Here is a 26157-nt window from a genome sequence, read left to right on the forward strand (position 1 = left end):
CACGACCACGTAGTCCACAGCTTTTGCTCTCCCCGGGTCCCGGGTCTCGGGTCCCGGGTCCCGGCTCCAACCGGGTCCCGAGTCCCGGCTCCAATCACGCCTGCGTCCCGCCAACGGTGATGCCGTCGATCAACAGCGACGGCTGACCGACGCCCACCGGCACGCTCTGGCCATCCTTGCCGCACACGCCCACGCCCTCGTCCAGAGCCAGGTCGTTCCCGATCATGCGGACCTTCTGCATGGTCTCCGGACCATTGCCGATCAGGGTGGCGCCCTTGACCGGTGCAGTGACCTTGCCGTCCTCGATCAGATAGGCCTCGGTGGCCGAGAACACGTACTTGCCGCTGGTGATGTCGACTTGGCCGCCACCGAAGTTGACCGCGTAGATGCCCTTCTTGACCGCGCGGATCATCTCCTGCGGGTCGTGTTGGCCGGCGCGCATGTAGGTGTTGGTCATGCGCGGCATGGTCAGGTGGGCGAAGGACTCGCGCCGGCCGTTGCCGGTCGGCGCCACGCCCATCAAACGGGCGTTGTGGGTGTCCTGCATATAGCCGACCAGCACGCCATCTTCGATCAACGTCGTGCACTGGCTGGGAGTGCCCTCGTCGTCGATGTTGAGCGAGCCGCGCAGGCCGGCCAGGGTGCCGTCATCGACGATGGTCACGCCCTTGGAAGCGACGCGCTCGCCGATACGGCCGGCATAGACACTGGTGCCCTTGCGGTTGAAGTCGCCCTCCAGGCCATGTCCCACCGCCTCATGCAGCAGCACGCCCGGCCAACCGGGGCCGAGCACCACCGGCATCACGCCGGCCGGTGCCGGCACCGCGTCCAGATTGACCAGGGCCTGGCGCAGCGCTTCGCGCGCGAAGGCTTCCGGACGGCCGTCGGCGAACAGTTCGGCGTAGCCGTAACGACCACCGCCGCCGGCGTAACCGGATTCGCGCCGTCCGGCATGTTCGACGATCACCTGCACGTTCAAGCGCACCAGCGGGCGGACGTCGGCCGCCAGCACGCCATCGCTGCGGGCGATCAGTACCGTGTCCACGCCTCCGGACAGACTGACCATCACCTGCTTGACGCGCGGGTCGCTCGCCCGCAGGGTCTGGTCGATCTGCCGCAGCAGCTCCACCTTGGTGGCGTTGTCCATACCATCGACCGGGTCGCTGGCCGGATACAGCGCGCGGCCATTGCCGCGTACCAAGGCGCGGCTTGACTGCGCACCGCCTTCGCGTGAGATCGCCCGCGCCGAGCGCGCCGCTTCCAGCAAGGCATCGCGATGGATGTCGTCGGAATAGGCAAAGCCGGTCTTCTCGCCGGCGATCGCGCGCACGCCCACGCCTTGCTCGATGGAATGGGCGCCGTCCTTGACGATGCCGTCCTCCACGCTCCAGCTCTCGCGGCGCGAATGCTGGAAATACAGATCGCCGAAGTCGATGCCGGGGCCCAGCAGGGCACCGAAGGTTCGATCGAGGTGGCCGGCATCCAGGCCGGAGGGAAGCAGCAGCCGGGACTCGGCAAGTGAGAGCGTGTTGTCGGTCATAGGGTCAGGATGGGGCCCGCGCCGCGAGCGCACAAGTCGTCCGCCTGAATCGCCGGCATCGCTATCATCGATCGTCCCCATTCGCTGCCTCCCACGCATGAAGCTCACTGCCCACGTCTTGGATGGCCACACGCTGGATATCCGCCCTGCGCCACCCGAGCGCGCGTGGATGGATGCCACCCACCAACGCTACGCCTATCGCTGCCTGCCGCTGAGCGTGGCCAACACCCATGGCTGGGAGCTGTTGTGCCAGGCGGGCTTCAGCGCGGAGTGGAGCGGTGGCGATAGCCTGGACGCGGTGACTATCCGCAACGACGACGGTGCCGTCGCGCCGGCGATCAGCCACTTCGGCTACGGCGTGCTGACCTTTCACGTGCCCTGCCTGTTCCGGACCGACGAGGGCATCGATCTGTTCGTCACCGGACCGCTCAACCGCCCCAAGGACGGCATCGGCGCGCTCAGCGGCCTGGTCGAAACCGATTGGAGCCCGCATACCTTCACGATGAACTGGCGCTTCACCCGGCCCGGCCGGGTGCGCTTCGATGCGGGCGAGCCGTTCTGCCATCTGTTCCCGCTGCCGCGGCAGTTGATCGCGCAGGTGCAGCCGCGTTGGCAATTGCTCTCGGAGGCACCGCCGCTGGAGCAGCAGCACGCCGCGTGGAGCCAGCGCCGCAACGATTTCCTGCAGCAGTTGCCCGACCCCGAGTCCGACGCAGCGCGCGAACAATGGCAGCGCGACTACTTCCGTGGCACGCCTGGGCCGGCGCAGCCCGCCGTGGCTGGCCATCGCAGCCGCCTGCGGTTGCCGCGCTTCACCCGCCTGGACGGCGCCGACGCAGACACTGCGCCGAGCGAGTAGGCCTGGCGCTCAGCGGGTCTGGCGCGCCGGGGCTGCCGGCTTGGTCGACGGCCGTTCGCGCGCTTCGCGCTCGACCACGTCCACCTGCGGCTCCTTCCACGGCCCGGTGACGTGGTAGGTCTTGGCACCGATGGAGCCCAGCGGCTTGCCGAGTACCGCATTGGCGGCGGCGCCGACGGCAGCACCCACCGGCCCGCCCGCCACCGCGCCGACCACCGTCAGCAGGTTGCCGGCTTTCGGATTCACGTCCACGGTCTGGTCGAAGGTCTGCGCGCGCAGGTCGGTCTGGCCACGGATGGCGATATCGGCCGCCGGGCCTTCGATACGGATGGCGTCGGTGCGGGCGAACCCTCCGCCGAAGCGCACCTCGCCCTCCAACCGGTTGAAGGCCAGTCCCTTGGAGAAGAAATCGCGGAAGTCGAACATCAGCCGGCGCGGCAATTGCGCCACGCTGAGCAGGCCCAGCACGCGACCGGCCCCCGGTTCGACCTCCAGCAACTGGCCATTGCGCACGTTGACCTTCAGGTTGCCCTCCAGCGATCCCAGCTCGAACCCGGTAGGCGCGCCCTGCCAACCAGCGTTGAGCTCCAGCTGGCCTTCACCGCCGCGCAATTGCCCACCCAGGGTCAGGTTCTGCAGCAGGTTGCCGAGATTGCGGCTATCCACGCGTGCAGACAATCGCGTGCTGGCCGCCGCACCCTTGCCGCGCCAGGCACCGGTCAGGCCGATGGCCTGGTCGTCGGAGCGCAGCTGCAGCTGATCGACCTGCATGCCGTCGGTGAGTCGGCTGCTGCGCAAGGTCGCCGCACCAAAGTGCATCTTGTCCACCCGCAGATCGGCGATATCCAGCGACAACGGCGGGATCGACGCCGGGTCGAACTCGGCCACCGCCTGTCGCGCCGGCGCCGGCAGCGCACCGGCAAGCGGATCGCTCGGTTCGACCACCTCGGCGGCGGCGGGGGCCACGGTTGGCTGCCAGTACACGCGGCGCAGCTGTCCCTGGACGGTGCCGCCGTCAGCATTGGGAACCGTCAGTTGCCCCGCCAGCGACGGACCCTCGAGAGTGACATCGACCGCATCGCGGGTGGGCCGCAAGCGCAGGCGGGTCTGCGGAAACACGCCGCCGATCATCAACAGCTTGTCAGCCTGTACGTCCACCTGCTGCAACGGCATCGCGTCGTCCTTATTGGCGGCGGGCTGCCCAGGCAGCGGCGGTGTCTGCGGTTCGCTGCTGCCGCGCGCCAGGCCGATCCAGTCGATCGCATCCAGCGAGGCCGCCCGGCCCGTCACCACCAGGCCGTTGACCGGCGGGCGTTCGGTCACGGTGTCGGTTCCCAACACCACCCGCACGCCGGTCTGGTCGCCGCGACTGGTGGCCTTCAGCGCCACCAGCGTCCCGAACGCGACATCGATATCACCCTCGCCCAAGGGCAACGCGACCTTGACGCGCGTCGGTAGCGGCCGGCTGGCCGGCTTGTCGAGCGGGGCCGGCAAGTCCAGCGTCGTGCCGGTCAGGTCAGAGCGCAACGTGAGTTGCGTGGGCGGGTCCGGCTGACCGACCGCGTCCAACGGCACATCCACGCCCACCTGCCAGGGCGCGCTGCCATGCACGTAGGGCTGCAACCAACGCATCTGCGGCGCACGGTCGAACAGCTCCTTGGCATCGAGGGTGGCATCGAGCCTCGCCTCGAAGGCATGGCTCGGGTCCTGCACGCCATCGCCGGCCCGCAGCGACAGATCGCCGCTGCGGCCCTGTCGCTGCACCGACAGTCCCTCGGCGGTGAAGCCGCTGTCGCGGTAGTCGGCGCGGCCGCTGACCTGGGTGAAGGCCAGATTCCACCGCGCATCGGCCAGGGTGGCGCCCTGCAGCGCCACGGTGCCGCCCAGATGGCCGCCGGCGCCGTGATCGCGCAGCGGGCGCAGCAGATCGAAGCTGACGCTCGCCGGTCCGGCGGCGCTGAGATTGCGCAAGGTGTCGCCATAGCGGGCCTGCAACGGGCTGCGTCGCAGCATCGTCAGCAACTGCCCGGCATCGGCCTGGGTATTGGCACGCACATACAGCCCCAAGGTCGCGAAGCTTGGAATCCCCGCTTCCATCTGCGCGATCGGAACGCCGGCCAGATTGCCATTGCCCTGCAGCGTGAATCCATTGCCGATGAAGCTGAGGTCCGCCTGCACCTGCTCCATCGCCGGCCAGTCTGGCTGGAAACGGATCACCCCGTCGCGGATATGACCGAAGGCTTCGAAGCGGCCGTCGTTGTTGTCGAACGGCCAGTCGTCCAAATCGCCGCTGACCAGCCCGGTGCCGCCGGTCACCACGCCGCCGGCGACCGCCATGTCCAGCCAATCGATGGCCGCCTTGCTCATCTTGGAGTGAATCCAGAATCGGCGTGCCACCGGCAGTGCGGCATCGTCCAATTGCGCCGCCAGGCCAATCCGCGGCCGCGTGCCGTCATTCTGGAACCACAGCCCGCCGCGGACATTGGCGCCATAGTCGGTGCCCTGCACGCGCAAGGCCGGGGTGGCGACCTGCCAGCCGTCGCCTTCGCGCCAACCCACGATCTTGCCGGCCAATTGCAGTTCGTGCACTTGGCCGAAGCCGCTGGGCCAATCGAAACGCAGGCGTGCCTGCGGCGACGGCTCCAGTTCCACGCCCTGGGCATCGCCGTCGAAGCGACCGCGCAGTCCGCTCAGTCCCGGCGACTGCCCGACTGGCAGGAACGCCAGCTCCTGCAACGCCCCCTGCACCTGCACCGCGCCGCCTTGCTGGCCGGCCACCTGCAGGTCGGCCACGCGCAGCTGCGGCTTGGCCAGGCTCAACCAATGCCGCAAACCAGGCGACAGCTGATCGCTGAGCGCGGCCAGACCAATCAACCCAGACAGATCCAGCGAGCGTGCCGCGAGCGTGTAACGCGCCCCCCCGGTCATGCGGATCCCGTCCAGCGCCTGTACCTGGCCCGCGCGGGTGGTCCGCAACAACGGCGCATCCACTTGCCAGCCAGCGGCGGTCGTCCGCCAGCGCGCCCTGGCCTGCAGCCGATCCAGCGTCAACGTGCGGCGCGCGGTGTCTTCCGGCAACGGGGCGCCGGACAGGCGTAGCTGGCGCAGATCCGCATCGACGGTCATTCCAGCAATGCGTCGCGCACGCAAATCCGCCCAGGCCTGCAGCCGGCCGGTACCGCCCTCCACGCGTACGCCCGCAGCCTGCAACAGGCTAGACCAGGGCGCCAATGCCGCGGGATCGGCTTCGAAGTACGCCTGACCGTCGCCACTGTCGCGCTCGAAGGACAGCACGGCGGTCAGCGGCGCGCTGGCCGGGTCGATCCAGCCACGGCTACCCGCCTGCACGGTCGAACCGCGGACACGTAGTCGCAAGTCGATGCGTGGCAGCGTGGTGTTCATCCCCAGCGACGGCGCCACCACCTGCAGCCGCCCGTTGACGACCTGGATTTCTCCCAGTCGACGCAAGGCCTCCAGCGGATCGCCTTGCCCGCCGCTTGGCAGTCCACGCACCGACCAGGTGCCATCGTCGCTGCGTTGCAAGGTCAGCGCCGGACCGCGCAGACGTATCTCGGTCAACGCACGGCCTGGCAGCAGGCCGGAATACATGGCAACCAGCACCTCCGCCTGGCCAACCCGCACCTCGCCTTGCGGGCCGATCCGCAGGCCGTCCATCTGCAACAACGGGCCGCGCCGGGTCCACTCGGTTCGCAGTGCATCGAAGCGGATCGGCTGGCCGGCACGCTGGCTGAGCCAGTCGGCGATCTGTTGCGGATGCTGCTCGGCCAGCGGCAGCGCCTGGCTGAGTCCTCCCACCAACAGTGCGATCGCCACTAACGCGAGCGCGAGCGCGGTAAGCGCATAGCGGCGAAGCAGACGGAGACGGCGGCGCAGCGGTGTTGGCATTCAGGACGGGTGTTCGGGGATCAGGAAAGGCGATGGCAACGCAACGATGGCCTTTCCAGCAGACGACCCGAGCGAGCACGGCGCGTCCGTTCCGGCGACCGGCACGAGCCGTCCTTTTTACTCCATTGCCCTCCACTCACGCATGAAGCGGCGATCGGCACATCTCGCGGCCGCGCCCGCTTCCGTCCGCTCACAGCAGCACCACGTCGAACTGCTCCTGCAGATACTGGTCGTCGGACTGGAAACGGATGCTCTTGCCGAGGAACTCTTCCAGTTCGGCGACCGCGGCCGACTCCTCGTCGGTGATCCGCGCCACCACCTTGGACGAGGCGATCACCAGCAGGCGCGCTGCATCGAACTGGCGGACCGCGCGGGTGATCTCGCGGAAGATTTCGTAGGTCACCGTCTCGGCGGTCTTGACCGTGCCACGACCGCCACAGTGGCCGCAGGTCTCCGACAGCTGCCGCTCCAGGCTTTCGACGGTGCGCTTGCGGGTCATCTCCACCAATCCCAGTGGCGAGAACTCGTACACCGTGGTCTTGGCATGGTCGCGCGCCAGCGCCTTTTCCAGCGTGCGCAGCACCTGCCGGCGGTGCTCGGGGTCGTCCATGTCGATGAAATCGATGATGATGATGCCGCCCAGATTGCGTAGCCGCAGCTGCCGGGCCACGGCCTGTGCCGCCTCCAGGTTGGTGCGGAACACCGTCTCTTCCAGGTTGCGCTGGCCGACGAACGAACCGGTATTGACGTCGATGGTGGTCATCGCCTCGGTCTGGTCGATCACCAGATAGCCGCCGGACTTCAACGGCACCTGTTTGTCCAGTGCGCGACCGATCTCGTCTTCCACTCCGTACAGATCGAAGATCGGTCGATCGCCGGTGTACAGCTCCAGGCGCTCGGCCAGCACCGGCATGTACTTGGCGACGAAAGCCTGGAGTTGGGCGAAGGTCTCGTTGGAATCGACCTTGACCTTTTCGACATCGCGGCGGATCAGATCGCGCACGGCGCGCAGCGGCAGGCTCAGGTCCTCGTAGATGATGCTGCACGACTGGCCCTCGCGGCCGCGGCGCTCGACCACGTTCCAGACCCGCGACAGATAGGCGATATCTTCGGCCAATGCCTCGGCGGGCTGGCCTTCGGCATTGGTGCGGATGATGTAGCCGAAGCCGCCATGCTGGGCAGAGACTTCGCTGACGATGGTCTTCAACCGCAGCCGTTCGGCTTCGTCTTCGATCCGCGCCGATACCCCCACCACCTTGGACTGCGGCAGCAAGACCAGATAGCGCGAGGGAATGCTGATCTGGGTGGTCAGCCGCGCCCCCTTGGTACCGATCGGATCCTTGACCACCTGCACCACGATGTCCTGACCATCGCGCAGCAGCTCGACGATGGGCACCGAGGCCATGGGCGGCGGCGGGATCGGCGTCTCTTCGGTGTCGACCGCGCTGGCAGGCGCCGGGGCCGGGCGGACCACGTCGTTGGCGTGCAGGAACGCAGCGCGCTCCAGGCCAACCTCGACGAAGGCCGCCTGCATGCCCGGCATCACCCGCTGCACCTTGCCCTTGTAGATGTTGCCGACCACCCCGCGACGCCAGCCGCGCTCGATATGCAGTTCCTGCAGCATGCCGTTCTCGATCACCGCCACGCGAGTTTCGCGCGGGGTGACGTTGACCAGGATCTCTTCCGACATCAATGCACTCCGAAGGCAGCAAGCAGTTGCGAGGTATGGAACAACGGCAATCCCATCACACCGGAATAGCTGCCGGCCAGATGGGTGATGAAGCACTCGGCCTGGCCCTGGATCGCGTAGCCGCCCGCCTTGCCCATCGGCTCGCCGCTGTCCGCATAGCGGCGGATCTGGGTCGGCTCCAGAGCGGCGAAGCTGACCTGGGATGCCACCAGCGTCTGCAGGGGCTGCCGCTGCGCTGCCACCAGCACGACCGCGGTGAGCACCTGATGGGTCTGCCCGGACAACAGGGTCAGCATCGCCTCCGCCTCGTCAGCGTCGGCCGGCTTGCCGAACACCCGTTGGCCGAACACCACTTCGGTGTCGGCACCGAGCACCACCGCCTGCGGATCGCTCGCCAGCACCTGGGCCAGGCCCGCCTGCGCCTTGTCCAGCGCGACGCGCTGAACGTAGTACTCGGGTGTCTCGGCGGCCGCGCGCACCTCCGGCACATCCAACGCAAGCGTTTGAAAGGGAACCTCCAGGCGCTGCAGCAGCGCCTGGCGACGAGGAGAACGGGAGGCGAGATAGAACATGCCCCCAGCATACCTGTTGGCCCACCTGCTCTGCTCTTCCGACCGTTGGCCGCAACCGCACGCATCGGCTCACAGCTCATTCATCGCGTCCACAACACCCTCAGCGCACAGACACGGAGGATCCCATGCGCACTACCCTCACCCCGCTGTTGCTGGCCCTGTCCCTCGCCACCGGAGTCGCCATGACCGCCCATGCCCAGACCACACCGAGCTACGCGTTGCCCAGCGATGGCACCTTGCTCAATGTGTCGACGGAGGCAGAAGCCAAGCGTGTCCCGGACATCGCCACGCTATCGGCTGGCGTGGTCACCCAAGCCAGCGATGGCAATGCCGCGATGCGGCAGAATGCCGAGCAGATGAGCAAGGTGATGGCTGCGGTGAAGGCGGCCGGTATTGCCGACAAGGACGTGCAGACCAGCGGCATCAATCTCAGCCCGCAGTACACCTACAAGCAGAACGAAGCGCCACGGATCAACGGCTACGAGGCGCGCAACAGCGTCACCCTGAAGGTGCGCGACATCACCCGGCTGGGCAAGGTGCTGGATGCGCTGGTCGCCCAGGGTGCCAACGACATCAACGGACCCAGTTTTTCGATCGACCAGCCCGAGCCGGTCTACGACGAGGCGCGGGCTGCCGCATTGAAGAAGGCACAGGCACGGGCGGAGACTTACGCCAAGTCGCTGGGACTGAAGGTGCGTCGCATCGTCAGTATTTCCGAGGGCCGCAGTGGCGGCGTCCGCCCGATGGTGATGATGGCGTCGGCGATGCGCTCGGCCAAGGCGGAAATGGATACACCGGTCGCCCCTGGCGAAAGCACCTTGTCGATCAACCTGGACGTCACGTTCGAACTGGGACGTTGAGCGAGAGTGGCGCAGCCATCTTTTGCTCGAGGTGGCTGCCCCCTACGCAGAAAGGGCCCTAATAGAGACCTGGAAACTCAATCAAACATTGGTTGCGCCAACCACCACCATCTCCACAAGTGCCGGACGACACATGCTTCGTAACTGAATTGGCAAATCAGGCACTTTGTGCTTAAAAAAACATAAAAAACAAAGAAAATTATCTTTAAGCGGGCTCATCTGCGTCCTAGGATCGGTGTCAGCGTAACGTCACATCCGTGACGGCGCTCTTTCTGGAGAGAGAGATGACACGTAGTCCCGCCTTGCGCCGCCCGCCGCGTCCGTTCCCCGGTTCGCACTATCGCCGCGTCAGCCTGCTGGCCATCGCCCTCAGCGGCGCCATTGGGGTCATGACCGTCGGCACCGCCCAGGCCCAGAGCACGACCGCCAGCATCTACGGCAACGTGCAGGCTGGTCCCGGTACCACGGTGACCGTGCAAAGCGATACCGGCCTGACCCGCACGACCACCGTCGATGCTAACGGCCGCTACGCGATCGGCAACCTTCCGGTCGGCAGCTACACCGTTACTGTCCAGCGTGATGGCCAAACCGTGGACACCCGCAAGAACGTGATGCTACGCGTCGGCGCCGGCTCGGACGTCTCCTTCGGTGCCGCCGGGGGCGAAGCCGCGACGCTGGAAACGATCACTGTCACTGGCAAGAACATTTCGCCGGTGGATGTCTCTGCCACCGCCTCACGCACGATCATTACCGCCGAGCAGTTGCAGCGCCTGCCGCTGGCACGCTCGGGCGAAGCGATCGCCCTGTTGTCGCCTGGCGCAATCCAGGGCAGCGGCTATTTCGGCAATGCCATTTCCTTCGGCGGCGCCGGCGTCACCGAGAACGCCTACTACCTCAACGGCTATCTGAGCTCCAATCCGTTGACCAACATTGGCGGCGTCACCCTGCCGTACGGCGCCATCGATCAGCAGGAGACCTATACCGGCGGCTACAGCGCCCGTTATGGTCGCTCGGCCGGCGGCGTGATCAGCCAGATCGGCAAGCGCGGTACCAACGAGTGGCACTTCGGCGGGCAGATGCTGTGGCGGCCCAAGACGCTGTCCAGCGACTATAAGGACGTCTTCTATCCGGATACTGCCCCGCCGAACAGCAACTACAACTACACCGATTCAACCTTGCCCGGCACGCTCTACCGTAGCCGCAAGGACGATAAGCAGTGGAATACCGTCTACAGCGCCTACGCTGGTGGACCGCTCATCGAGGACCGACTCTTCGTTTTCATTGCCGCCGAACAGGAACGGACAGAAGGCGTGTCGACCGCTCGCCGAGATGACCCGGTCATCGGCCGCAACAATTATCGCTATGACGAGCCCAAGGTCTACGCCAAGATCGACTGGAATATCAACGACAGCAACGTTCTCGAGTTCACCGGCGTCAAGAACAATTACCGCGAAAGCGGCACATATAGCGACTTCAATGGTTACGAGGGAGTCGCCTCGAATGCAGACGGTGCGTTCGCCGACACGGTGAAGGTCAACGACCGCTACTACATCGGCAAATACACCAGCTATATCACCGACGCACTGACCTTCAGCGCGACCTACGGCAAGAGCCAGCAGAGCGACTATCGCAATAACCCGAGCACGAACCCATTTTTGTATACCCCTAATCTGCAGGATCCATCCGTTACCGGCGGCGCCCAGATTCGCAACAACCAGACCTCATCTCAAGGACGCGACGGCGAAAACCGCACGCATGGCCTGCGCCTCGACCTGGAATACGTGCTGGGCCACCACACGCTGGCGGCGGGCGTCGACAATATGTATTTCAACGCCGACAAAGAAGGAGTGGTCACGACCGGCCCAGGGTATACCTGGACCTATGGCCGCTCGCGGCGCCCGGATTTGCCGATCAGCGGTTCGCTGGGCGTCGGCCCGGCCGGCGGCGATGGCTATTACGTGTATCGAGGCGTGTTCAACACCTCCACCAGCATGTCGGTCCGGCAAAAGGCCTACTTCCTGGAAGACAAGTGGCAGATGACTGACAACTTGTTGCTGACATTGGGCGTACGCAACGACAAGTTCACCAACTTCAACGACGCCGGCAAGCCATATGTGGAAAGTGGTGACCAGTGGGCGCCGCGCTTGGGCCTGAGCTGGGATGTGTTCGGCGATTCGTCGTTCAAGGTGTACGGCAATGCCGGCCGCTACTATCTGGCATTGCCCAATAGCGTGGCTATCCGCGGAGCATCGCCGTCGACGTTCACCCGCGAGTACTTCAATTACACGGGCGTCGACGCGCAAGGCAATCCCACCGGCCTGACGCCAATTGCGGTCGATCCGAGTAGCGGCTTGGTCTGCTCGGGCAACGTGGTCTCCTCCAACCTAGAATGTGGCCAGCCGACCGACCCGGCCGGCATCGCTGCCACCAATCTCAAGTCGATGTACCAGGATGAATTCATGGTCGGCTTCGACAAGACCCTGGGCAGCGATTGGGTCACCGGCGCCAAGCTCACCTATCGCACGTTGGGCGCCACCATCGACGACGTATGCGATTCCGCCAAGATGAGCGACAAACTGACCGCGATCGGCATTGATCCCAGCACGGTCAATATTCCTGGGTGCATCATCTTCAATCCGGGCGAAACGAATTCGTTCAGCCTGGCCAATCTCGATGGCTCGGGCCGGACCCAGTTTTCGATGACGTCAGAGGACTGGGGCTTCGACAAGAAGGCAAAGCGCAAGTACCTGGCTCTGGATCTCTTCCTGCAGCACCCCTTCGACGGCAAGTGGGAAGGCCGCATCGATTACACCTTGTCGCGCAACTATGGCAATACCGAGGGCCAGGTGAAGTCGGACATCGGCCAGACCGACGTGTCCAAGACCCAGGACTGGGATGCGGCTGCGCTGATGTGGTATTCCGGCGGATATCTGGCCAACGATCGTCGCCACCAGATCAAGCTCTATGGCTCTTACCAACTCGCACCGGAATGGCTGATCGCTGGCAATATCCGCATCCTGTCCGGAACGCCAAGGTCCTGCCTGGGCTATGTCAGCATCAACGGCATCGACGAGTCTTCCGCTGCCGGCGACCCGGTCGGGTATGGCTCGTCCTATCACACCTGCGACGGCCAGCCATCGCGGCCTGGCGACGCCGGTCGCCTGCCATGGACGAAGATCGTCGATCTGGGCCTGACCTACCGCCCCGCCTTTGCTGACAAGAAACTGGCCTTCACCCTGCAAGGCTTCAACATCTTCAACGAACGCAAACCGCTGCAGGTGGACTCGACCTGGGAAGACAGCCCTTACAGCCTGTCCAACACCTACGGGATGGGGATCTATTTCACCCAGCCTCGCTATGCCGTGTTGTCCGTGTCGTACGACTACTGACGCCTCTCCCGTCAGTGTCGTTTGCCCAGCCCTGCGAAGGGCTGGGCTTTTCTGATGAGCGGTCGCGTACCGTTCCGATCCGATCGCCGGAAGCGCCTGATGACACCATTGCGGGCGATGTCTCCAACGTGACATCGCGAACGCAAGAGACGCACGCATCGGTGGCTCGCTTGTAGATCCCATTGCGTTGGAGTACATCTGGGCCTGCGGACGGCGGATGCGTCCGCATCGCGCTGTTCCTTTCCGCAGATCCGTTCCGGAGGTGGATGATGGTACGCACGCAGTCGCAAGCGATTCCCCGCACCCAACCCATCGACAGTTCGCGTGTGCTGGCGCTCAGCACCGCGATCGGTTTGCATCTGCTGGCCGCCGGACTGTTGTTGATTCCGCTCTCGCAGCATCCGCTGACGCAGCCGGCAGTCGCCAAGGAACGCTGGCAGGTCCCGATCAACGTGCCGACGCCGCCAGTGCCGCCGGCGCCGCCAGTGGTCGTGCCAGTCGTCGTGGAGTTCACGCCGCTCAAGACGCATACCGCCACCCCCACCACGCCGATCAAGGCATCGGCAACGCAAGCGGCGGTGGTGGACAACACATCCGCGGCCCTGCCGCCACTGGAAGCCACTCCCGCGACAGGTTCGGCCGATAGCGTTGCGTCCAGCGGGCCGGTCGAGGCGGGTCAGTTGCACTATCTCAGCGCGCCAGCACCGAGTTATCCGGTTGCGGCGCTACGTGCCGGCCTGCAGGGCACCGTCGTGCTGCGTGTGCTGGTCGACATCGATGGACGCCCCAGTGAGGTCAGCATCCAGACCAGCAGCGGTCACCGCGCACTGGATCTGGCCGCACGCAGCCAGGTGTTACGCAGCTGGCGCTTCCAACCCGCCCTGCAGAACGGCCAGCCGGTCCAGGCTTACGGTCTGGTACCAGTGAGCTTTTCGTTGGAGTAGGCGCGGCCTTGAAGCCGCGGCGGCCCAGCTGCCGCGGCGGCCTGCGCTGAGGCGCGGGGACCGCAGCTCCCCGATGATCGCCTCGCCCGCCGTGACCATGGCGGTGCGACGGCCACCTGGCGTGCGTCATGTCCGTTGAGGTGCGTGCGAAACGCTCTATGGCGGGTCGACACAAGGCGTGCGCTGGCTGGCCCGCCTGGACAAGGCACGCAACGCGGTCTCGGCGCGCCGCAGGACGCCTCCCGCAGCGTTCGTCGGCGGCACGGAGCATGCGCCGCGCCGCTTATCTTGGCGCCAGCCAACGCCCGTGCCACGCAGCACCCGCCCTGCACCGCCGACGGCCAACGCATCTCATCTCGACGTGCATAGCACACGCTAGCATGGCTGTCGGCGGGGCGACGTTCGCTCAGGCGCGGTGATACGGATGATTGGCCAGCATCGCCGCGGCCCGATACAACTGCTCGGCGACGATCAATCGCACCAGCATATGCGGCAAGGTCAACGGGCCGATCGACCAGCGCTCGTTGGCGCTTTGCAACACCTCGGCCGCGTGCCCCTCCGGCCCGCCGATCAGGAACGCCAGATCGCGGCCCTGTCCGCGCCAATGCTCCATGCGTTGCGCGAGCTGTTCGGAGCTGAGCGGTCGTCCGGGCACATCGAGCGCAACCACATGGGCGTTCTTGGGCAAGGCCGCCAGCACCCGCCGGCCCTCGTCGTCGATCGCCCGCTGGGCATCGCGCCCCTTGCCGCGCAGGCCCGGTTCGATTTCGACCAGCTCCAGCGGCATCCAATGCGACAGACGTTTCTGGTATTCGGCAAAGCCCTGCGCTACCCAGGCCGGTGCGCGTTCGCCGGTGGCGATGAGTCGGCATTTCATCGCCACATGATATCCGTGTCACGGCTCGGACATTCCGCAGCATCTGTGCCGCTGCGTGTCATGGTGTGGTTACAGCCGGCAAGTACGGTCGCTGCACCACCCAGCCCGCAGGAGCCGTTCGATGCCCAGTTTCGATCCCGCCCGCCGCCAGGTCCTCAAGGGCAGCGCCGCCGCCATGGCCGCCGGCGCGCTCGGCAGTCTTAGCGCCTTGCAATCGCGCCAGGCCCAGGCCGCCACGACCAACGCACAGCAGTTGGAACCGGTCCCCAGTCGCTACGGCCCGCTGGCGCCGGTAGCCGACCAGAGCACCGGCCTGCCGCTGCTGCAGCTACCGCGCGGCTTCAGCTATCGCTCCTTCGGCTGGAGTGGCGACCGCATGGACGATGGCCAGCCCTGCCCCGATCGCCACGATGGCATGGCGGTGGTCGGCGTGCGCCGGCCGGATTGGCGGCCGGGCCGCGATCCGCTGCGCGGTCTGGAATACATGCTGATCCGCAACCATGAGCGCGGCGCGGCCACACCATTCCGCGCGCCGGCGATGTACGACACCGGCATCGTCAGCGGCAACCAGCTGGCCGGCGGCGGCACCACCACGCTGAGCTATGGGCTGCGTGGCTGGGGCAGCCTGGAGCCCAGCCTGGGTGGCACCCTGGTCAATTGCGCCGGTGGGCCGACCCCATGGGGCACCTGGCTCAGTTGCGAAGAGATCAAGACCAACGCTATCTCCAGCACCGGCCGCAAGCATGGCTATGTGTTCGAGGTGGACCCGGACAGCGCCCGCACCAGCGGCCGCCCGCTGGTGGGGCTCGGCCGCTTCAGCCACGAAGCGGTGGCGATCGACCCGCGTACCGGGATCGTCTATCTGACCGAAGACGATCGCAACAAAGCCGGCCTGTACCGCTTCATCCCCAACGATCGGCGTGGCCGCAACGGCTCGCTGGAAAACGGCGGTCGCCTGCAGGCCGCCCGCGTGCGCGGCCGCCGCAACGCCGACCTCATCGTCGCCAACATCGGCCAGCAGTACCCGTTGGAGTGGGTGGACATCGCCGAGCCCGATCTGGACAGCATCACCGCACCCGCCGGCTTCGCCGATATCGGCGCCAACGACACACTCAGCGGTCCGTTCGCCCAGGCCTGGGCCGATGGTGCGCTGCGCATGAGCCGCGGCGAAGGCATCTGGTACAGCTACGGCAAGATGTTCATCGTCGACACCAGCACCGGCGTCGATGCGCAGGGCCGCCGCGGCTACGGCAACGGCGCGGTCTGGGTGCTGGATCTGTTCACGCAACGTCTGAGCGCGCTGTTCGTCAGCGGTCACCAGCTGGCCGGCCACAATCCCGACAATGTCACCGTCAGCGCACGCGGCGGCGTGGTGCTGTGCGAGGACGGCGGTGAGAGCCCAGACGCCTACGGCCCCGGCGCGCGACTGCTGGGACTGACGCGCGCTGGCGAGTCGTTCTACCTGGCCAAGAACAATGTGCAGCTGACGTCGCAGCAGATCGCCGATGCCGGCAAGCTCATCGCCGAAGGCGACTATCGCGAGAGCGAATTCTGCGGTGCCTGCTGGGATCCGCTGGGGCGCACCTTGTTCGTCAACATCCAGACCCCCGGCATCACCGTGGCGATCACCGGCCCGTGGGAACGCGGGCCGCTGTAGAGCCATAGGGCGCTGCCGGAGGCGTCATGCGTCCCGCGCGACAGCGCGTGTCGCTGCACCAGGCGATGCGTCCGGTTCGCCTTGTCGAACAACCCTGCCGCGGTCTTCACCAGGCCGCGTCGGCCGCATCCGACCAGCTGCGCTGCTGCTTCAGCCAACGCTTGAACAGGCGTGGATCCTCCAAGAGTTGCAACTCCTGCTGCGACTGTTGGAGCTCCTCTTCGGTCTCGCGCTTGAGTTGCGCCAGCAGCTTGTCCAGCCGCTCCGGCTTGGGCCGCGTGCGCAGCTCCAGTCCGTACTCGGCACAGAAATCGGCGGCCTGACGGGCGAGCTGCGCACGCAGATCCGCACACTGCCGCTCCAGCTCACGGTTGTAATCCTGCAACCGCGACGTGCTCATCGCCGCCACGCCTTGCGCATCCAGCAGGCCGATCTCCGCCTGGAGTTCGAGCAACCCCAACAGATCGCCCGCCTTGTAGGCCACGTTGAGCCGCTGCATCAAGCCGGTCCGGTGCGCGTGGTCCGGTGCGTCATTGGCACGGTCGGGATGCAACGCGGCAGCCAGCCGGCGATACAACTCGCGCAATGGTGGCGGCTCGGCGGACGCCGCAGCCGCCTTGTTTCCTGCGCGCTTGCGACCTTGCGGGCGGCGCTGTTGCCGGGCCTGCTGTTGCTGCTGCAAGCGCTCGCTGATGCGCTCGTACAGGGCTTCGGGCGAATCGATGCCGTCCAATTCCTCGGCATCCAGGCCGTAAGCCTGCCCGATGGCCTGCTTCATCAGCGCCTCGGAGACAGCCACTTCCTCGTCGTAGCCGACCGCACTATGGCGGTCGTAGATCGGCCGCAGGGTCTCGTCGCCAGCATCGATCAGCGGGCCGGCGATCTCGCACAACAACTCGGACAGAAAAGCACGATCGGTCTTGGCCAGCTTGATGCTGACGTGCGCACGATCGAGCAACTCGACCATGGCACGATCGGCCACGCGCCGGCGCTCCAACAACGGCAACAGTTGGCTGTGATAACGCGCGCGCCAACGCGTCAACGCCAGCTGCCATGCATGCAGCTCAGCGCGTTGCCGTTCCAGTTCGCCAAGCAAGCGCTCAAAGCGCCGTTGCGTCGGCGATGCAGTGGCATCGCCCGCCGGCCGACTCTGTAATTGCCGCAGCGCCCGGGAGCCAGGCAGGTCGGTCGGAACCGGCCCCTTGCTGGCCATGACGGCTCCGGTCAGTCAGTCTTCTTGCTCGGCGTCGTCGTCCGGACGCTGGTCACCCACCGTCCACAGCCGTTCCAACGCGTAGAACTCGCGTACGCGCGGCAGCATCACATGCACCACCACGTCGCCCAGGTCGACCAGCACCCATTCGGCCTCGCGCTCGCCTTCCACGCCCAGCGGCATGACATCCAGACGCTTGGCGAACTTGACCACCTCATCGGCGATCGACTTGACGTGACGGGTCGAGGTGCCGGAAGCGATCACCATGAAATCGCACACGCTGGACTTGCCGCGCACGTCGATCTCCACCACGTCCTTGGCTTTCAGTTCCTCGACCGCCTCGCGCACGGTGGCCAACAGGGCCGGTACCGACGGCGGAGGGTTGGGAATGGAGGTCTTGATGACGTGGGCTGAACTGGTCAAAGCGGTCACTCGATGGAATTAGGGGAAAGTATAGGCTGGTCCGGACGGCCGCGTGTTCAGCTAGACCGGCGAGCGCAGCCGTAGAGGCCTTCGCGCTCGATGAAATCGGCCACCGCGGCTGGCACCGCCGCTTGCCAGGCGGCACCGGCGGCAATTCCCGCACGCACACTGCTGGCGGATTCAGCGCGCAGCGGCTGCTGCAGGCGCCACAGCCGGCCGGACGGTGCCGCGATCAGCCCGCGGGGATCCGCCACCCACCGATCCTGCGTCGCCGCGGCCAAGGCGGGCGCGTCGTCGAGCGCCAGCGCCGTTCCCGGACGCGCGGCGATCACCAGATGCGCCAGCGCGAACAGCGCCTGCCACTGATGCCAGGACTGCATGCCGACAAAGGCATCGGCTCCCAGCAGCCAGGCGATCGGGGGCGTCGGCCCGAGCGATTGGCGCAAGTCGCGCAAGGTGTCGACGGTGTAGGACGGCGCGCTGTCGTGGCCGGCGCGTTGCAACTCGCGCCGGTCCAGGTGCAACCCGGGCTGCCCGGCCAGCGCCAGCTCCACCATGCGCGCCCGCTGCGCCGCGGTGGCACCGGGGGCGACGCGGTGCGGCGGATCGGCAGCCGGTACCACGTGCACATCGGCCTTCAACGCATCGCGTGCCGCACAGGCGATGGCGAGATGGCCGCAGTGGATGGGATCGAAGGTGCCGCCGTAGTACAGGTGAAGCCGGGACTCGGGACCCGGGACACGGGACCCGGGAACAGCAACAGCAGCTGTATCAGAGTGCGCATCAGGCCGAGGACTGGCGCTTCCCCCAGATTCAGAGCCGGGAGCAACATTCCTGCCGGTCGCAGCGCCCCCGCTTTCCCGGGTCCCGGGTCCCGGGTCCCGAGTCCCGGCCTTCATACCAACAATCTCACCGCCCGTGCCTCGGCCACTGCGACCAGCAGGCGCTCCAAGGCCACCCAGGCATCGCCATCGGCGCGGCCCTTGGCGATGCGATCCACCCGCGAGGCCTCGGCGACGAAGCGCTCCCAGCGGCGTGGTTCGGCATGCCGCTGCAGGGCGCGCTTGAACGGCGCCTGGCGCGAGTCCCAGATGCCCTGTGCCTTCATTTCCGCGCCGAGGTTGCCGCCGCCGGCCTGCACCGTCGCCAATGCCGCGGTCCGCAGCAGTTCCTTGATCAGGATCGGCATCAGCGCGGCCACCGCCTCGCCCTCGGCGCGCAAGCCGGCGAGCATGCGGACGACCGCGGCCGGCTGCCCCCCAAGCGTGGTTTCGGCCAAGCGAAACACGTCGTAGCGCGCAGCATCGGCCACCAGCGATTCCATCGCCTCCAGGTCGAGCGGCTTGCCATCGGCCAGCAGCGCGAGCTTGTCGATTTCCTGCGCGGCAGCGAGCAGGTTGCCCTCCACCCGCTCGCTCAGCCGCTGCACGGCGGCCACATCGGCGCGCAGGCCGTGATTGCGTAGGCGGCGCTCGATCCAGTCGGTCAACTCGTGTGGTTTGATCGCCCACGCCACGGCGATCGTGCCGATCCGCGCCACCGCCTCGGCCCATTTGCCCTGGTGCGCCTTGCTCCAGTCGTTGGCGGTGATCAGCAGCACCACGTCCGGTGGAGGGTTGGCGCAGAAACGGCTGATGACATCGGCGCCCTCCTTGCCCGGCTTGCCGCTGGGCATGCGGATCTCGACCAGACGTCGGGCGCTGAACAGGCTGGGCGCATTGAAGCTGGCATCGAGCTGATACCAGTCGAAATCGCGCCCGTCGACATCGAACACCTCGCGCTCGCCAATGCCCTCGGCGCGCGCACGCGCGCGCACGGCATCGGCGGCTTCCAGGACACGCAAGGTTTCCGGGCCGGCAATCAGATAGACCGGCTGCAGCGGCTGGTTGGACTGGCTCGCCAGCTGCTCGGGACGAAGTTCCATCGCAGGCCGACTAGTTGCCGCTGGCCGGAGGCGTGCTGGCCGGCGGCTGGGTTTGCGGCGCCGTCGCTGGCGTTGCCGGCGTTGTTGCCGGGGTCGCCGACGACGGCTGGGCCTGCGGCGTGGTGGATGACGCCGGCGCGGCACCGCCCTCCAGCGATTGACCGCGCCGCAGGCGTGCGCGCACCACGCTGTCGATACGCCGCAGGATCGATGCCGACATGTCCTTGCGCAATTCGTCGGCGAGGATTTCCCGCTCGGTGGCAGTACCGGTGGCGTCGACCGGCGGCGACACGTAGTCGCGCGACAGTTCGATCACCTGCTGCGGTACCAGCACCGATCCATCGGCCGCGGTCACGGTGAAGATCGCCGCATAGCGCAGGCTGTATTCCTGCGCACGGCCCTGGCTGTCGATGGCGATCGGCAGGTCGCCCCAGCGCTCTGACAGCACCTGCACCTGCGCGAAGCCGGTTTTGGCATCGTCGGCTGCCAGGGTGGCGCCGGACGCCTTCAGCCCGCGCCGCAACAGCTTGGTCAATTCGCTGTACTGCACCGCCGATTGCACCTTGACCGCAGGCGTATCGGGCGGCAAGGCCAAGGAACTGCGCAGATGGAAGCCGCAGGCAGTGAGACTCGAGGCAAGCACGAGGGCGGCGGCGAAGGCAGTCGGAAATCGGATCATGGGTACAGTCTGGAGGACCGCCCCGGCGGCGGCAACAGGGGCGCTAGCCTGCCCGAGCCGGCGTGAACGGGGCTTGAGAAGGCGCCGCCACACAGCGTGGCGCCAAGGAATGAAGAACGCGTCGCCGCGTGCCAGTGGAGTGACCGTCGGGAACAACCGCAACCGCCTGCCCTCCGCGTGGTCCAGGCCGATCCGGCAAAGCGAGCGGACCGACCTTGCGCACGCTGGCCAGGCAGCCCTCAGCCGGCCACGATGTTCACGATCTTGCCGGGCACGATGATGATCTTGCGGATCGTCATCCCATCGAGGAACTTGGCCGCGTTCGGCTCGGCCTGCGCCAGCGCCTCGACCTGTTCGCGTCCGGCATCGGCAGCGACCTCGATGGTGCCGCGCAGTTTGCCGTTGACCTGCACCGCCAGCGTCAGCGCATCGCGCACCAATGCGCTGGCATCGGCCTGCGGGAACGGCACGTCTTCCAGCAAGGCCTCCTGGTGGCCCAGCACCTGCCACAACGCATGGCTGGCATGCGGGGTGATCGGATTGAGCAGCAGCACCATCGCCTCCAGCGCTTCCTGCCGCACCGCCCGCCCCTGCGCACTGGCGTCGTCGAACTTGGCCAGGGCATTGGACAACTCCATCACCGCCGCGATAGCGGTATTGAAGCTGTGGCGGCGACCATAGTCGTCGTCGACCTTGCCGATGGTCTCATGGGTCTTGCGGCGGACGGCCTTTTGCTCGGCACTCAAGCTTGCGGCGTCCAGTGACTGCACCGGGCCTTCGCTCACGTGACGCTGCACCTGCGTCCACAGCCGGCGCATGAAACGCGCCATGCCGTCGACACCGGCTTCGTTCCATTCCAGCGACTGCTCCGGCGGCGCAGCGAACATCGAGAACAGGCGCACGGTGTCGGCGCCGTACTTGGCGACCATCGCCTGCGGGTCCACGCCATTGTTCTTGGACTTGGACATCTTCTCGGTGCCGCCGATCTGCACCGGCGCCCCGTCGGCGATCAGGGTGGCGCCGGTGACGCGCCCGCGCTCGTCGCGTTGGATCTCCACCTCGGCAGGATTGATCCAGTCCTTGCCGCCATTTTCCGCATCGCGATAGAAGGTTTCGGCGATCACCATGCCCTGGGTGAGCAGATTGGTCACCGGCTCGTCGCTGTCCACCAGCCGCGCGTCGCGCATGAGCTTGTGATAGAAGCGGAAGTACATCAGGTGCAGGATCGCGTGCTCGATACCGCCCACGTACAGATCGGCCGGCATCCAGTAGTTGGCGCGACGATCGACCATGTCGCGCGCGTTCGGGCTGGTGTAGCGGGCCACGTACCAGCTCGACTCCATGAAGGTGTCGAAGGTGTCGGTCTCGCGTTCGGCCGGGCCGCCGCAGTCCGGACAGGTGGTCTTGCGCCAGCTCGGATCGGTCTTGATCGGCGAGCCAGTGCCGCTGAACTGCACGTTCTCCGGCAGCACCACCGGCAACTGGTCTTCCGGGACCGGCACCGCGCCGCATTTATCGCAATAGATCACCGGGATCGGGCAACCCCAGTAGCGTTGGCGGCTTACGCCCCAGTCGCGCAACCGGTAGTTGACCCGGCGCTGGCCCTGGCCCTTGCGCTCGAAACGCTCGGCCAACGCCTCGAAGGCACCCTGGTAGTCCAGGCCGTCGAACTCGGCGGAGTTGATCAGCTCCAACTCACGGGTCTTGTCGGTGTACCAGTCGCGCCACTGGGTGGCGTCCCAGGTCTGCTCTTCGACATTGCGCGGCTCGCGCAGGCGCACCACCTGCAGGATCGGCAGCCCGTACTTGTTGGCGAACTCGAAGTCGCGCTGGTCGTGGCCAGGCACCGCCATCACTGCGCCGGTGCCGTAGCCCATCAACACGAAATTGGCCACCCACACCGGCACCTGCTCGCCGCTGATCGGATGCACCGCAGTCAGGCCGGTGGCCATGCCGCGCTTTTCCTGGGTTTCCAGTTCCGCCTCGGAGACGCCGCCGTGCTTGAGCTCTTCCAGCAGGCGCGCCAGCTCCGGGTTGGACTTGGCCGCATGCAGCGCCAACGGATGTTCGGCGGCGATCGAGACGAAGCTCACGCCCATCAAGGTGTCCGGACGGGTGGTGAACACCCGCAGCGGATCCAGCGCACCGCCGTCGGCGTCGCGCACGTCGAACTGGATCTCCAGTCCTTCCGAGCGGCCGATCCAGTTGCGCTGCATGGTCTTGACCGAATCCGGCCAGCCATCCAGCTGGTCCAGGCCATCGAGCAGTTCCTGCGCGTAGTCGGTGATGCGCAGGAACCACTGCGGGATCTCGCGCTTTTCCACCAGTGCGCCGGAACGCCAGCCGCGCCCGTCGATCACCTGCTCGTTGGCCAGCACGGTCTGGTCCACCGGATCCCAATTCACCACCGCGTTGCGGCGATAGGCCAGGCCCTTGCGCATCAGCCGGGTGAACATGCGCTGCTCGTGCACGTAGTAGTCCGGCGTGCAGGTGGCGAACTCGCGTGACCAGTCGATCGCATAACCGAGCGATTTCAGCTGGGCACGCATGTGCTCGATGTTCTTGTAGGTCCAGGTCGCCGGCGCGGTCTTGTTCTTGATCGCGGCGTTTTCCGCCGGCAGGCCGAACGCATCCCAGCCCATCGGCTGCAGCACGTTGTGCCCGGTCATGCGCTTGTAGCGGCTGACCACGTCGGAGATGGTGTAGTTGCGCACGTGCCCCATGTGCAACGCCCCGGAGGGGTACGGCAGCATCGACAGGCAGTAGAACTTCGGCTTGTCGGCGGTTTCGTCCACCTGGAAGGCGCGGGTGGCGTCCCAGAACTGCTGGGCGGAGGTTTCGACCTGTTGCGGGTCGTAGGCGTTGGGTTCGACGGTGGACATGGGAGCGGCAGCTCGGGCGGCGCAAAGCGGTACAGGGTACCGCAGTGCAGCAGGTGGTCCAAACCCCGGCTCAGGCCGCGCGGCGCTCGGGCAACTGCCAGGTCGCCACCGCCAGCCAGCCGACCCAGCACAGAAAGGCCAGCCGCTGGGCGATCGCCGGTGGCAACAGTACCGCTGGGCCGAACGACAACACCGCCACCAGCAGTCCGGTTCCCAGGCTCAACCAGGCCAGACCGCGCTGTTCGGGACGGTCGAGCAGGTCGGCAGCCAGCAAGATGAGCGCGGGAACGAAGGCCACGGCCCACAACAGCCAGGCGGTGGCGTGATATTGGCTGGCCCGCCCGTCCAGGTCGCTGGGATCGAGCGGCAAGGCGCCCATCCCGGCGAAGGCCAGACCGGCCAGCACGATCAGCTGGCCGCCCACCCGCGCGCTCCAGCGCGCCGTCTTCGGCATCGCCGCCAGCAAGGCCACCCCGCAGGCCATGCCCAGCGCCCCCACCAGCAAAAACGCCAACAGGTTGAATCCCGCTGCATGCGGCACCCCGGCAGCCCCCAGCAACGCCACTGGGTGACGGGTCTGCAGATAGCCCGGCAAGGCTGTGCCAAAGCCTGCCACCGCCAACACGAACACGCTGGCCGCCGCCAACCCCAGGTAGCGCTGCGCGCCGTTGATCGCCATTGCCTTGCTCCGGTTGGCCGCGCGCCGCGCCGCCGTGACGGCGTATTGTCCGGCCCTCCGCTGGATGCGTGAACCCCCTCGCCTTGTATGCGCGGTGTTTGACACCATTACGGTCCACTGTTGCCGCCATTCCCTGGAAGCCCATGTCCGACACGCCGCACGTATTCGACGCCACCACCGCGACCTTCGAGAGCGAGGTCCTGCAAAAATCGCTGACCACGCCGGTGTTGGTGGATTTCTGGGCCACTTGGTGCGGGCCCTGCAAGACGCTGACGCCGATCCTGGAGAAGCTGGCCGGCGAGTACCACGGTGCGTTCACCCTGGCCAAGGTCGATGTCGACAAGGAGCAGCAGATCGCCGCCGCCTTCCAGATCCGCTCGGTGCCCACGGTCTTCCTGGTCAAGGGCGGCGAACTGGTCGACGGCTTCCCCGGCGCGATGCCCGAGGGCCAGGTGCGCGAATTTCTGGCGCAGCACGGCGTGGTGCCGGCCGAGCCGCAGCTAGCCGAAGAGGTGCCGGTGGTTGCGCTGGATCCGCAGGCCCAGGTTGCCGCACTGCGCGACGCCATTGCCGCCGCGCCCGACAAGGACGAGCTCAAGCTGGATCTGGCGCTGGCCCTGCTCAAGACCGGCCAAACCGAAGAAGCCGAGGGCCTGATCGACGGCTTGCCGGCCAATCTGGCCACCGACGACCGTGCAGTTCGCGCCAAGGCCCGGCTGGGCTTTGCCAACGTGCTCAAGGACGCGCCGGATGCAGCGACACTGCAGGCCAGCGTGGATGCCAATGGCGGCGATCTGCGGGCACGTCATCTGTTGGGCGTACGCCATCTGCTGGACGGCCATGACGAGGCGGCATTGGAGCAGTTCCTGGACATGCTGCGTCGGGACCGTGGTTTCGACGACAACCTGCCGCGCCGCAGCCTGATCGATGCCTTCCGGGTCATCGAGGACGAGGACCTGGTCGGCCGTTACCGTCGCAAGATGTCCGCCCTGCTGTTTTGAGTCGCCCCGGCGGACGCGCGTCGCGCACGTCCGCCACCGCCACCGCGCCGGTAGGCTTCTACGCGCAGCGCCGGCTCCTCCATACGCATACGGATGGTATGCTCGGCGCGGTTTCGCCCTGGTCCTGTGTATGCGCGCCTCTCTGTTCAAAGCCGGCCTCAACCTGTGGCCGCCGTTCCTGTTCACCGGCATTCACGTCGTCGCGCTGGCAGACGACTATCGCCATGCGCGGGTCGAACTGCGGCTACGGCCGTGGAATCGCAACTATGTGGGCACGCACTTCGGCGGCAGCCTGTTCGCCATGACCGACCCCTTCTGGATGTTGCTGACGATGCACACGCTGGGGCGCGACTACTACGTGTGGGACAAGGCCGGCAGCATCGACTTCGTCAAACCGGGACGTGGGACCGTGAGTGCCGACTTCGCGCTCGACGATGCGGTCGTGGCGACCATGCGCGCCGCCACTGCTGGCGGGGAGAAATACCTGCATTGGTTCGAAAATACGGTCTGCAACCGCGACGGCGACGTGGTCGCGCACGTCCGCAAGCAACTCTACGTCAAACGCAAACCGGCACGTTGAGCACGCTGGCAGCGATCGCTGCCGCGTCACGGATGCAACGATGGCTGTGCCGGCATCGTTCATCGCTGTCGCGCCGCTGGCGACTGCCGCCTGGACGCGCCTACACGGCCTGCAGAGCAGGCAGATGTGAGCGGCATGTGTGCAACGCGGCCGGCAAGTGCGCGACGCTCACGGCCTGCTCGCTGGCGCATGCGGACCCTGGGTTCTCCCAACCCACATGGATGCCTGCATGAAAGCGATCAACATCATCACTCTGGTGCTCCTCATCGTCGGCGGCTTGAACTGGGGGCTGGTCGGCCTGTTTCAGTTCGATCTGGTCGCCGCATTGTTCGGTGGACAGGAGGCGTTGCTGTCGCGCGTGGTCTACACGCTGGTGGGCATCTCCGCGCTGTGGCAACTGGTGCCGCTGTTCCGCAACAATCACGACACTGGCGCGCGCCACCACGCCAGCCCACATGTCCGCAACCCGTAAGCTGGCCTTG

At 66.6% G+C, this 26157-nt stretch carries 20 protein-coding genes; 8 read left to right on the forward strand and 12 right to left on the reverse strand.

Annotated elements, in window-relative coordinates; all coding sequences use genetic code 11:
- Window positions 1-94: 94 nt before the first annotated feature.
- On the reverse strand, window positions 95-1540 hold the full coding sequence (gene tldD / locus CKY51_RS04790) for a metalloprotease TldD (RefSeq protein WP_022973956.1): 1446 nt from the start codon (window positions 1538-1540) through the stop codon (window positions 95-97).
- 97 nt (window positions 1541-1637) lie between these two features.
- On the opposite strand from tldD, the gene CKY51_RS04795 reads away from it, so the two are divergent.
- On the forward strand, window positions 1638-2399 hold the full coding sequence (locus CKY51_RS04795; RefSeq protein WP_022973957.1) for a DUF6065 family protein: 762 nt from the start codon (window positions 1638-1640) through the stop codon (window positions 2397-2399).
- A 9-nt stretch (window positions 2400-2408) separates the two neighbouring features.
- Here CKY51_RS04795 and CKY51_RS04800 read toward each other — a convergent pair whose 3' ends face one another.
- From CKY51_RS04800 to CKY51_RS04810, 3 genes are all read right to left on the reverse strand, one after another.
- Window positions 2409-6305: a YhdP family protein gene (locus CKY51_RS04800; protein WP_031340610.1), complete on the reverse strand. Its 3897-nt coding sequence runs from the start codon at window positions 6303-6305 to the stop codon at window positions 2409-2411.
- Window positions 6306-6495: 190 nt separating this feature from the next.
- Window positions 6496-7995: a ribonuclease G gene (gene rng / locus CKY51_RS04805; RefSeq protein ID WP_022973958.1), complete on the reverse strand. Its 1500-nt coding sequence runs from the start codon at window positions 7993-7995 to the stop codon at window positions 6496-6498.
- The gene (locus tag CKY51_RS04810; protein ID WP_152248953.1) at window positions 7995-8567 is read right to left on the reverse strand and encodes a Maf-like protein; all 573 of its coding nucleotides are present in this window, start codon (window positions 8565-8567) and stop codon (window positions 7995-7997) included. The genes rng and CKY51_RS04810 overlap by 1 nt, the downstream gene beginning before the upstream one ends.
- A gap of 125 nt (window positions 8568-8692) precedes the next feature.
- On the opposite strand from CKY51_RS04810, the gene CKY51_RS04815 reads away from it, so the two are divergent.
- From CKY51_RS04815 to CKY51_RS04825, 3 genes are all read left to right on the forward strand, one after another.
- Window positions 8693-9427: an SIMPL domain-containing protein gene (locus CKY51_RS04815; RefSeq protein WP_022973959.1), complete on the forward strand. Its 735-nt coding sequence runs from the start codon at window positions 8693-8695 to the stop codon at window positions 9425-9427.
- Between the two features lie 284 nt (window positions 9428-9711).
- Complete coding sequence (locus CKY51_RS04820) at window positions 9712-12816, forward strand: TonB-dependent receptor (protein ID WP_152248954.1); 3105 nt, start codon at window positions 9712-9714, stop codon at window positions 12814-12816.
- Between the two features lie 266 nt (window positions 12817-13082).
- Window positions 13083-13760, forward strand: coding sequence for an energy transducer TonB (locus CKY51_RS04825; protein WP_022973961.1), 678 nt, complete (start codon window positions 13083-13085; stop codon window positions 13758-13760).
- Between the two features lie 406 nt (window positions 13761-14166).
- Here CKY51_RS04825 and rlmH read toward each other — a convergent pair whose 3' ends face one another.
- Window positions 14167-14637, reverse strand: a complete 471-nt coding sequence (gene rlmH, locus CKY51_RS04835; RefSeq protein WP_022973962.1) for a 23S rRNA (pseudouridine(1915)-N(3))-methyltransferase RlmH — start codon at window positions 14635-14637, stop codon at window positions 14167-14169.
- Window positions 14638-14758: 121 nt separating this feature from the next.
- Between rlmH and CKY51_RS04840 the strand changes: the two genes are divergently transcribed.
- Window positions 14759-16294 (forward strand): alkaline phosphatase PhoX, encoded by a 1536-nt coding sequence (locus CKY51_RS04840; protein WP_022973963.1) that lies wholly within the window; start codon window positions 14759-14761, stop codon window positions 16292-16294.
- Window positions 16295-16400: 106 nt separating this feature from the next.
- Here the strand turns inward: CKY51_RS04840 and CKY51_RS04845 are convergent, their stop codons facing one another.
- The 7 genes from CKY51_RS04845 to CKY51_RS04875 form a co-directional block, all read right to left on the reverse strand.
- A complete protein-coding gene (locus CKY51_RS04845) occupies window positions 16401-17507 on the reverse strand; it encodes a J domain-containing protein (RefSeq protein ID WP_022973964.1) in 1107 nt (368 codons plus the stop codon).
- A 15-nt stretch (window positions 17508-17522) separates the two neighbouring features.
- Window positions 17523-17930, reverse strand: a complete 408-nt coding sequence (gene rsfS, locus CKY51_RS04850; RefSeq protein WP_031340618.1) for a ribosome silencing factor — start codon at window positions 17928-17930, stop codon at window positions 17523-17525.
- Window positions 17931-17986: 56 nt separating this feature from the next.
- Window positions 17987-18838 carry a nicotinate-nucleotide adenylyltransferase gene (nadD, locus tag CKY51_RS04855; RefSeq protein ID WP_425479904.1) on the reverse strand — a complete coding sequence of 284 codons (852 nt, stop codon included), beginning with the start codon at window positions 18836-18838 and terminating at the stop codon, window positions 17987-17989.
- Window positions 18826-19854, reverse strand: coding sequence for a DNA polymerase III subunit delta (holA, locus tag CKY51_RS04860; RefSeq protein ID WP_022973967.1), 1029 nt, complete (start codon window positions 19852-19854; stop codon window positions 18826-18828). Before holA ends, nadD begins: the two co-directional genes overlap by 13 nt.
- 10 nt (window positions 19855-19864) lie before the next feature.
- A complete protein-coding gene (locus CKY51_RS04865) occupies window positions 19865-20533 on the reverse strand; it encodes an LPS-assembly lipoprotein LptE (protein WP_022973968.1) in 669 nt (222 codons plus the stop codon).
- Window positions 20534-20772: 239 nt separating this feature from the next.
- Window positions 20773-23415 (reverse strand): leucine--tRNA ligase, encoded by a 2643-nt coding sequence (leuS, locus tag CKY51_RS04870; RefSeq protein WP_022973969.1) that lies wholly within the window; start codon window positions 23413-23415, stop codon window positions 20773-20775.
- A 70-nt stretch (window positions 23416-23485) separates the two neighbouring features.
- Window positions 23486-24094 (reverse strand): DUF998 domain-containing protein, encoded by a 609-nt coding sequence (locus CKY51_RS04875; protein ID WP_022973970.1) that lies wholly within the window; start codon window positions 24092-24094, stop codon window positions 23486-23488.
- A gap of 143 nt (window positions 24095-24237) precedes the next feature.
- Between CKY51_RS04875 and trxA the strand changes: the two genes are divergently transcribed.
- The 3 genes from trxA to CKY51_RS04890 all read left to right on the forward strand — a co-directional run bounded on the left by trxA (window position 24238) and on the right by CKY51_RS04890 (window position 26147).
- Window positions 24238-25095: a thioredoxin gene (gene trxA, locus CKY51_RS04880; protein ID WP_022973971.1), complete on the forward strand. Its 858-nt coding sequence runs from the start codon at window positions 24238-24240 to the stop codon at window positions 25093-25095.
- A gap of 130 nt (window positions 25096-25225) precedes the next feature.
- Window positions 25226-25675: a DUF4442 domain-containing protein gene (locus tag CKY51_RS04885; protein ID WP_022973972.1), complete on the forward strand. Its 450-nt coding sequence runs from the start codon at window positions 25226-25228 to the stop codon at window positions 25673-25675.
- A gap of 229 nt (window positions 25676-25904) precedes the next feature.
- Complete coding sequence (locus CKY51_RS04890) at window positions 25905-26147, forward strand: DUF378 domain-containing protein (RefSeq protein WP_031340620.1); 243 nt, start codon at window positions 25905-25907, stop codon at window positions 26145-26147.
- Window positions 26148-26157 lie beyond the last annotated feature (10 nt).

This window comes from Xanthomonas maliensis (genome assembly GCF_009192945.1).
GTDB classification, from domain to species: Bacteria; Pseudomonadota; Gammaproteobacteria; order Xanthomonadales; family Xanthomonadaceae; genus Xanthomonas; species Xanthomonas maliensis.

Bases quoted from the DNA above. Each gene is read 5' to 3' on its own strand.
- tldD (WP_022973956.1), bottom strand. From the start codon at position 1,540: ATGACCGACAACACGCTCTCACTTGCCGAGTCCCGGCTGCTGCTTCCC.
- CKY51_RS04795 (WP_022973957.1), top strand. From the start codon at position 1,638: ATGAAGCTCACTGCCCACGTCTTGGATGGCCACACGCTGGATATCCGC.
- CKY51_RS04800 (WP_031340610.1), bottom strand. From the start codon at position 6,305: ATGCCAACACCGCTGCGCCGCCGTCTCCGTCTGCTTCGCCGCTATGCG.
- rng (WP_022973958.1), bottom strand. From the start codon at position 7,995: ATGTCGGAAGAGATCCTGGTCAACGTCACCCCGCGCGAAACTCGCGTG.
- CKY51_RS04810 (WP_152248953.1), bottom strand. From the start codon at position 8,567: ATGTTCTATCTCGCCTCCCGTTCTCCTCGTCGCCAGGCGCTGCTGCAG.
- CKY51_RS04815 (WP_022973959.1), top strand. From the start codon at position 8,693: ATGCGCACTACCCTCACCCCGCTGTTGCTGGCCCTGTCCCTCGCCACC.
- CKY51_RS04820 (WP_152248954.1), top strand. From the start codon at position 9,712: ATGACACGTAGTCCCGCCTTGCGCCGCCCGCCGCGTCCGTTCCCCGGT.
- CKY51_RS04825 (WP_022973961.1), top strand. From the start codon at position 13,083: ATGATGGTACGCACGCAGTCGCAAGCGATTCCCCGCACCCAACCCATC.
- rlmH (WP_022973962.1), bottom strand. From the start codon at position 14,637: ATGAAATGCCGACTCATCGCCACCGGCGAACGCGCACCGGCCTGGGTA.
- CKY51_RS04840 (WP_022973963.1), top strand. From the start codon at position 14,759: ATGCCCAGTTTCGATCCCGCCCGCCGCCAGGTCCTCAAGGGCAGCGCC.
- CKY51_RS04845 (WP_022973964.1), bottom strand. From the start codon at position 17,507: ATGGCCAGCAAGGGGCCGGTTCCGACCGACCTGCCTGGCTCCCGGGCG.
- holA (WP_022973967.1), bottom strand. From the start codon at position 19,854: ATGGAACTTCGTCCCGAGCAGCTGGCGAGCCAGTCCAACCAGCCGCTG.
- CKY51_RS04865 (WP_022973968.1), bottom strand. From the start codon at position 20,533: ATGATCCGATTTCCGACTGCCTTCGCCGCCGCCCTCGTGCTTGCCTCG.
- leuS (WP_022973969.1), bottom strand. From the start codon at position 23,415: ATGTCCACCGTCGAACCCAACGCCTACGACCCGCAACAGGTCGAAACC.
- CKY51_RS04875 (WP_022973970.1), bottom strand. From the start codon at position 24,094: ATGGCGATCAACGGCGCGCAGCGCTACCTGGGGTTGGCGGCGGCCAGC.
- trxA (WP_022973971.1), top strand. From the start codon at position 24,238: ATGTCCGACACGCCGCACGTATTCGACGCCACCACCGCGACCTTCGAG.
- CKY51_RS04885 (WP_022973972.1), top strand. From the start codon at position 25,226: ATGCGCGCCTCTCTGTTCAAAGCCGGCCTCAACCTGTGGCCGCCGTTC.
- CKY51_RS04890 (WP_031340620.1), top strand. From the start codon at position 25,905: ATGAAAGCGATCAACATCATCACTCTGGTGCTCCTCATCGTCGGCGGC.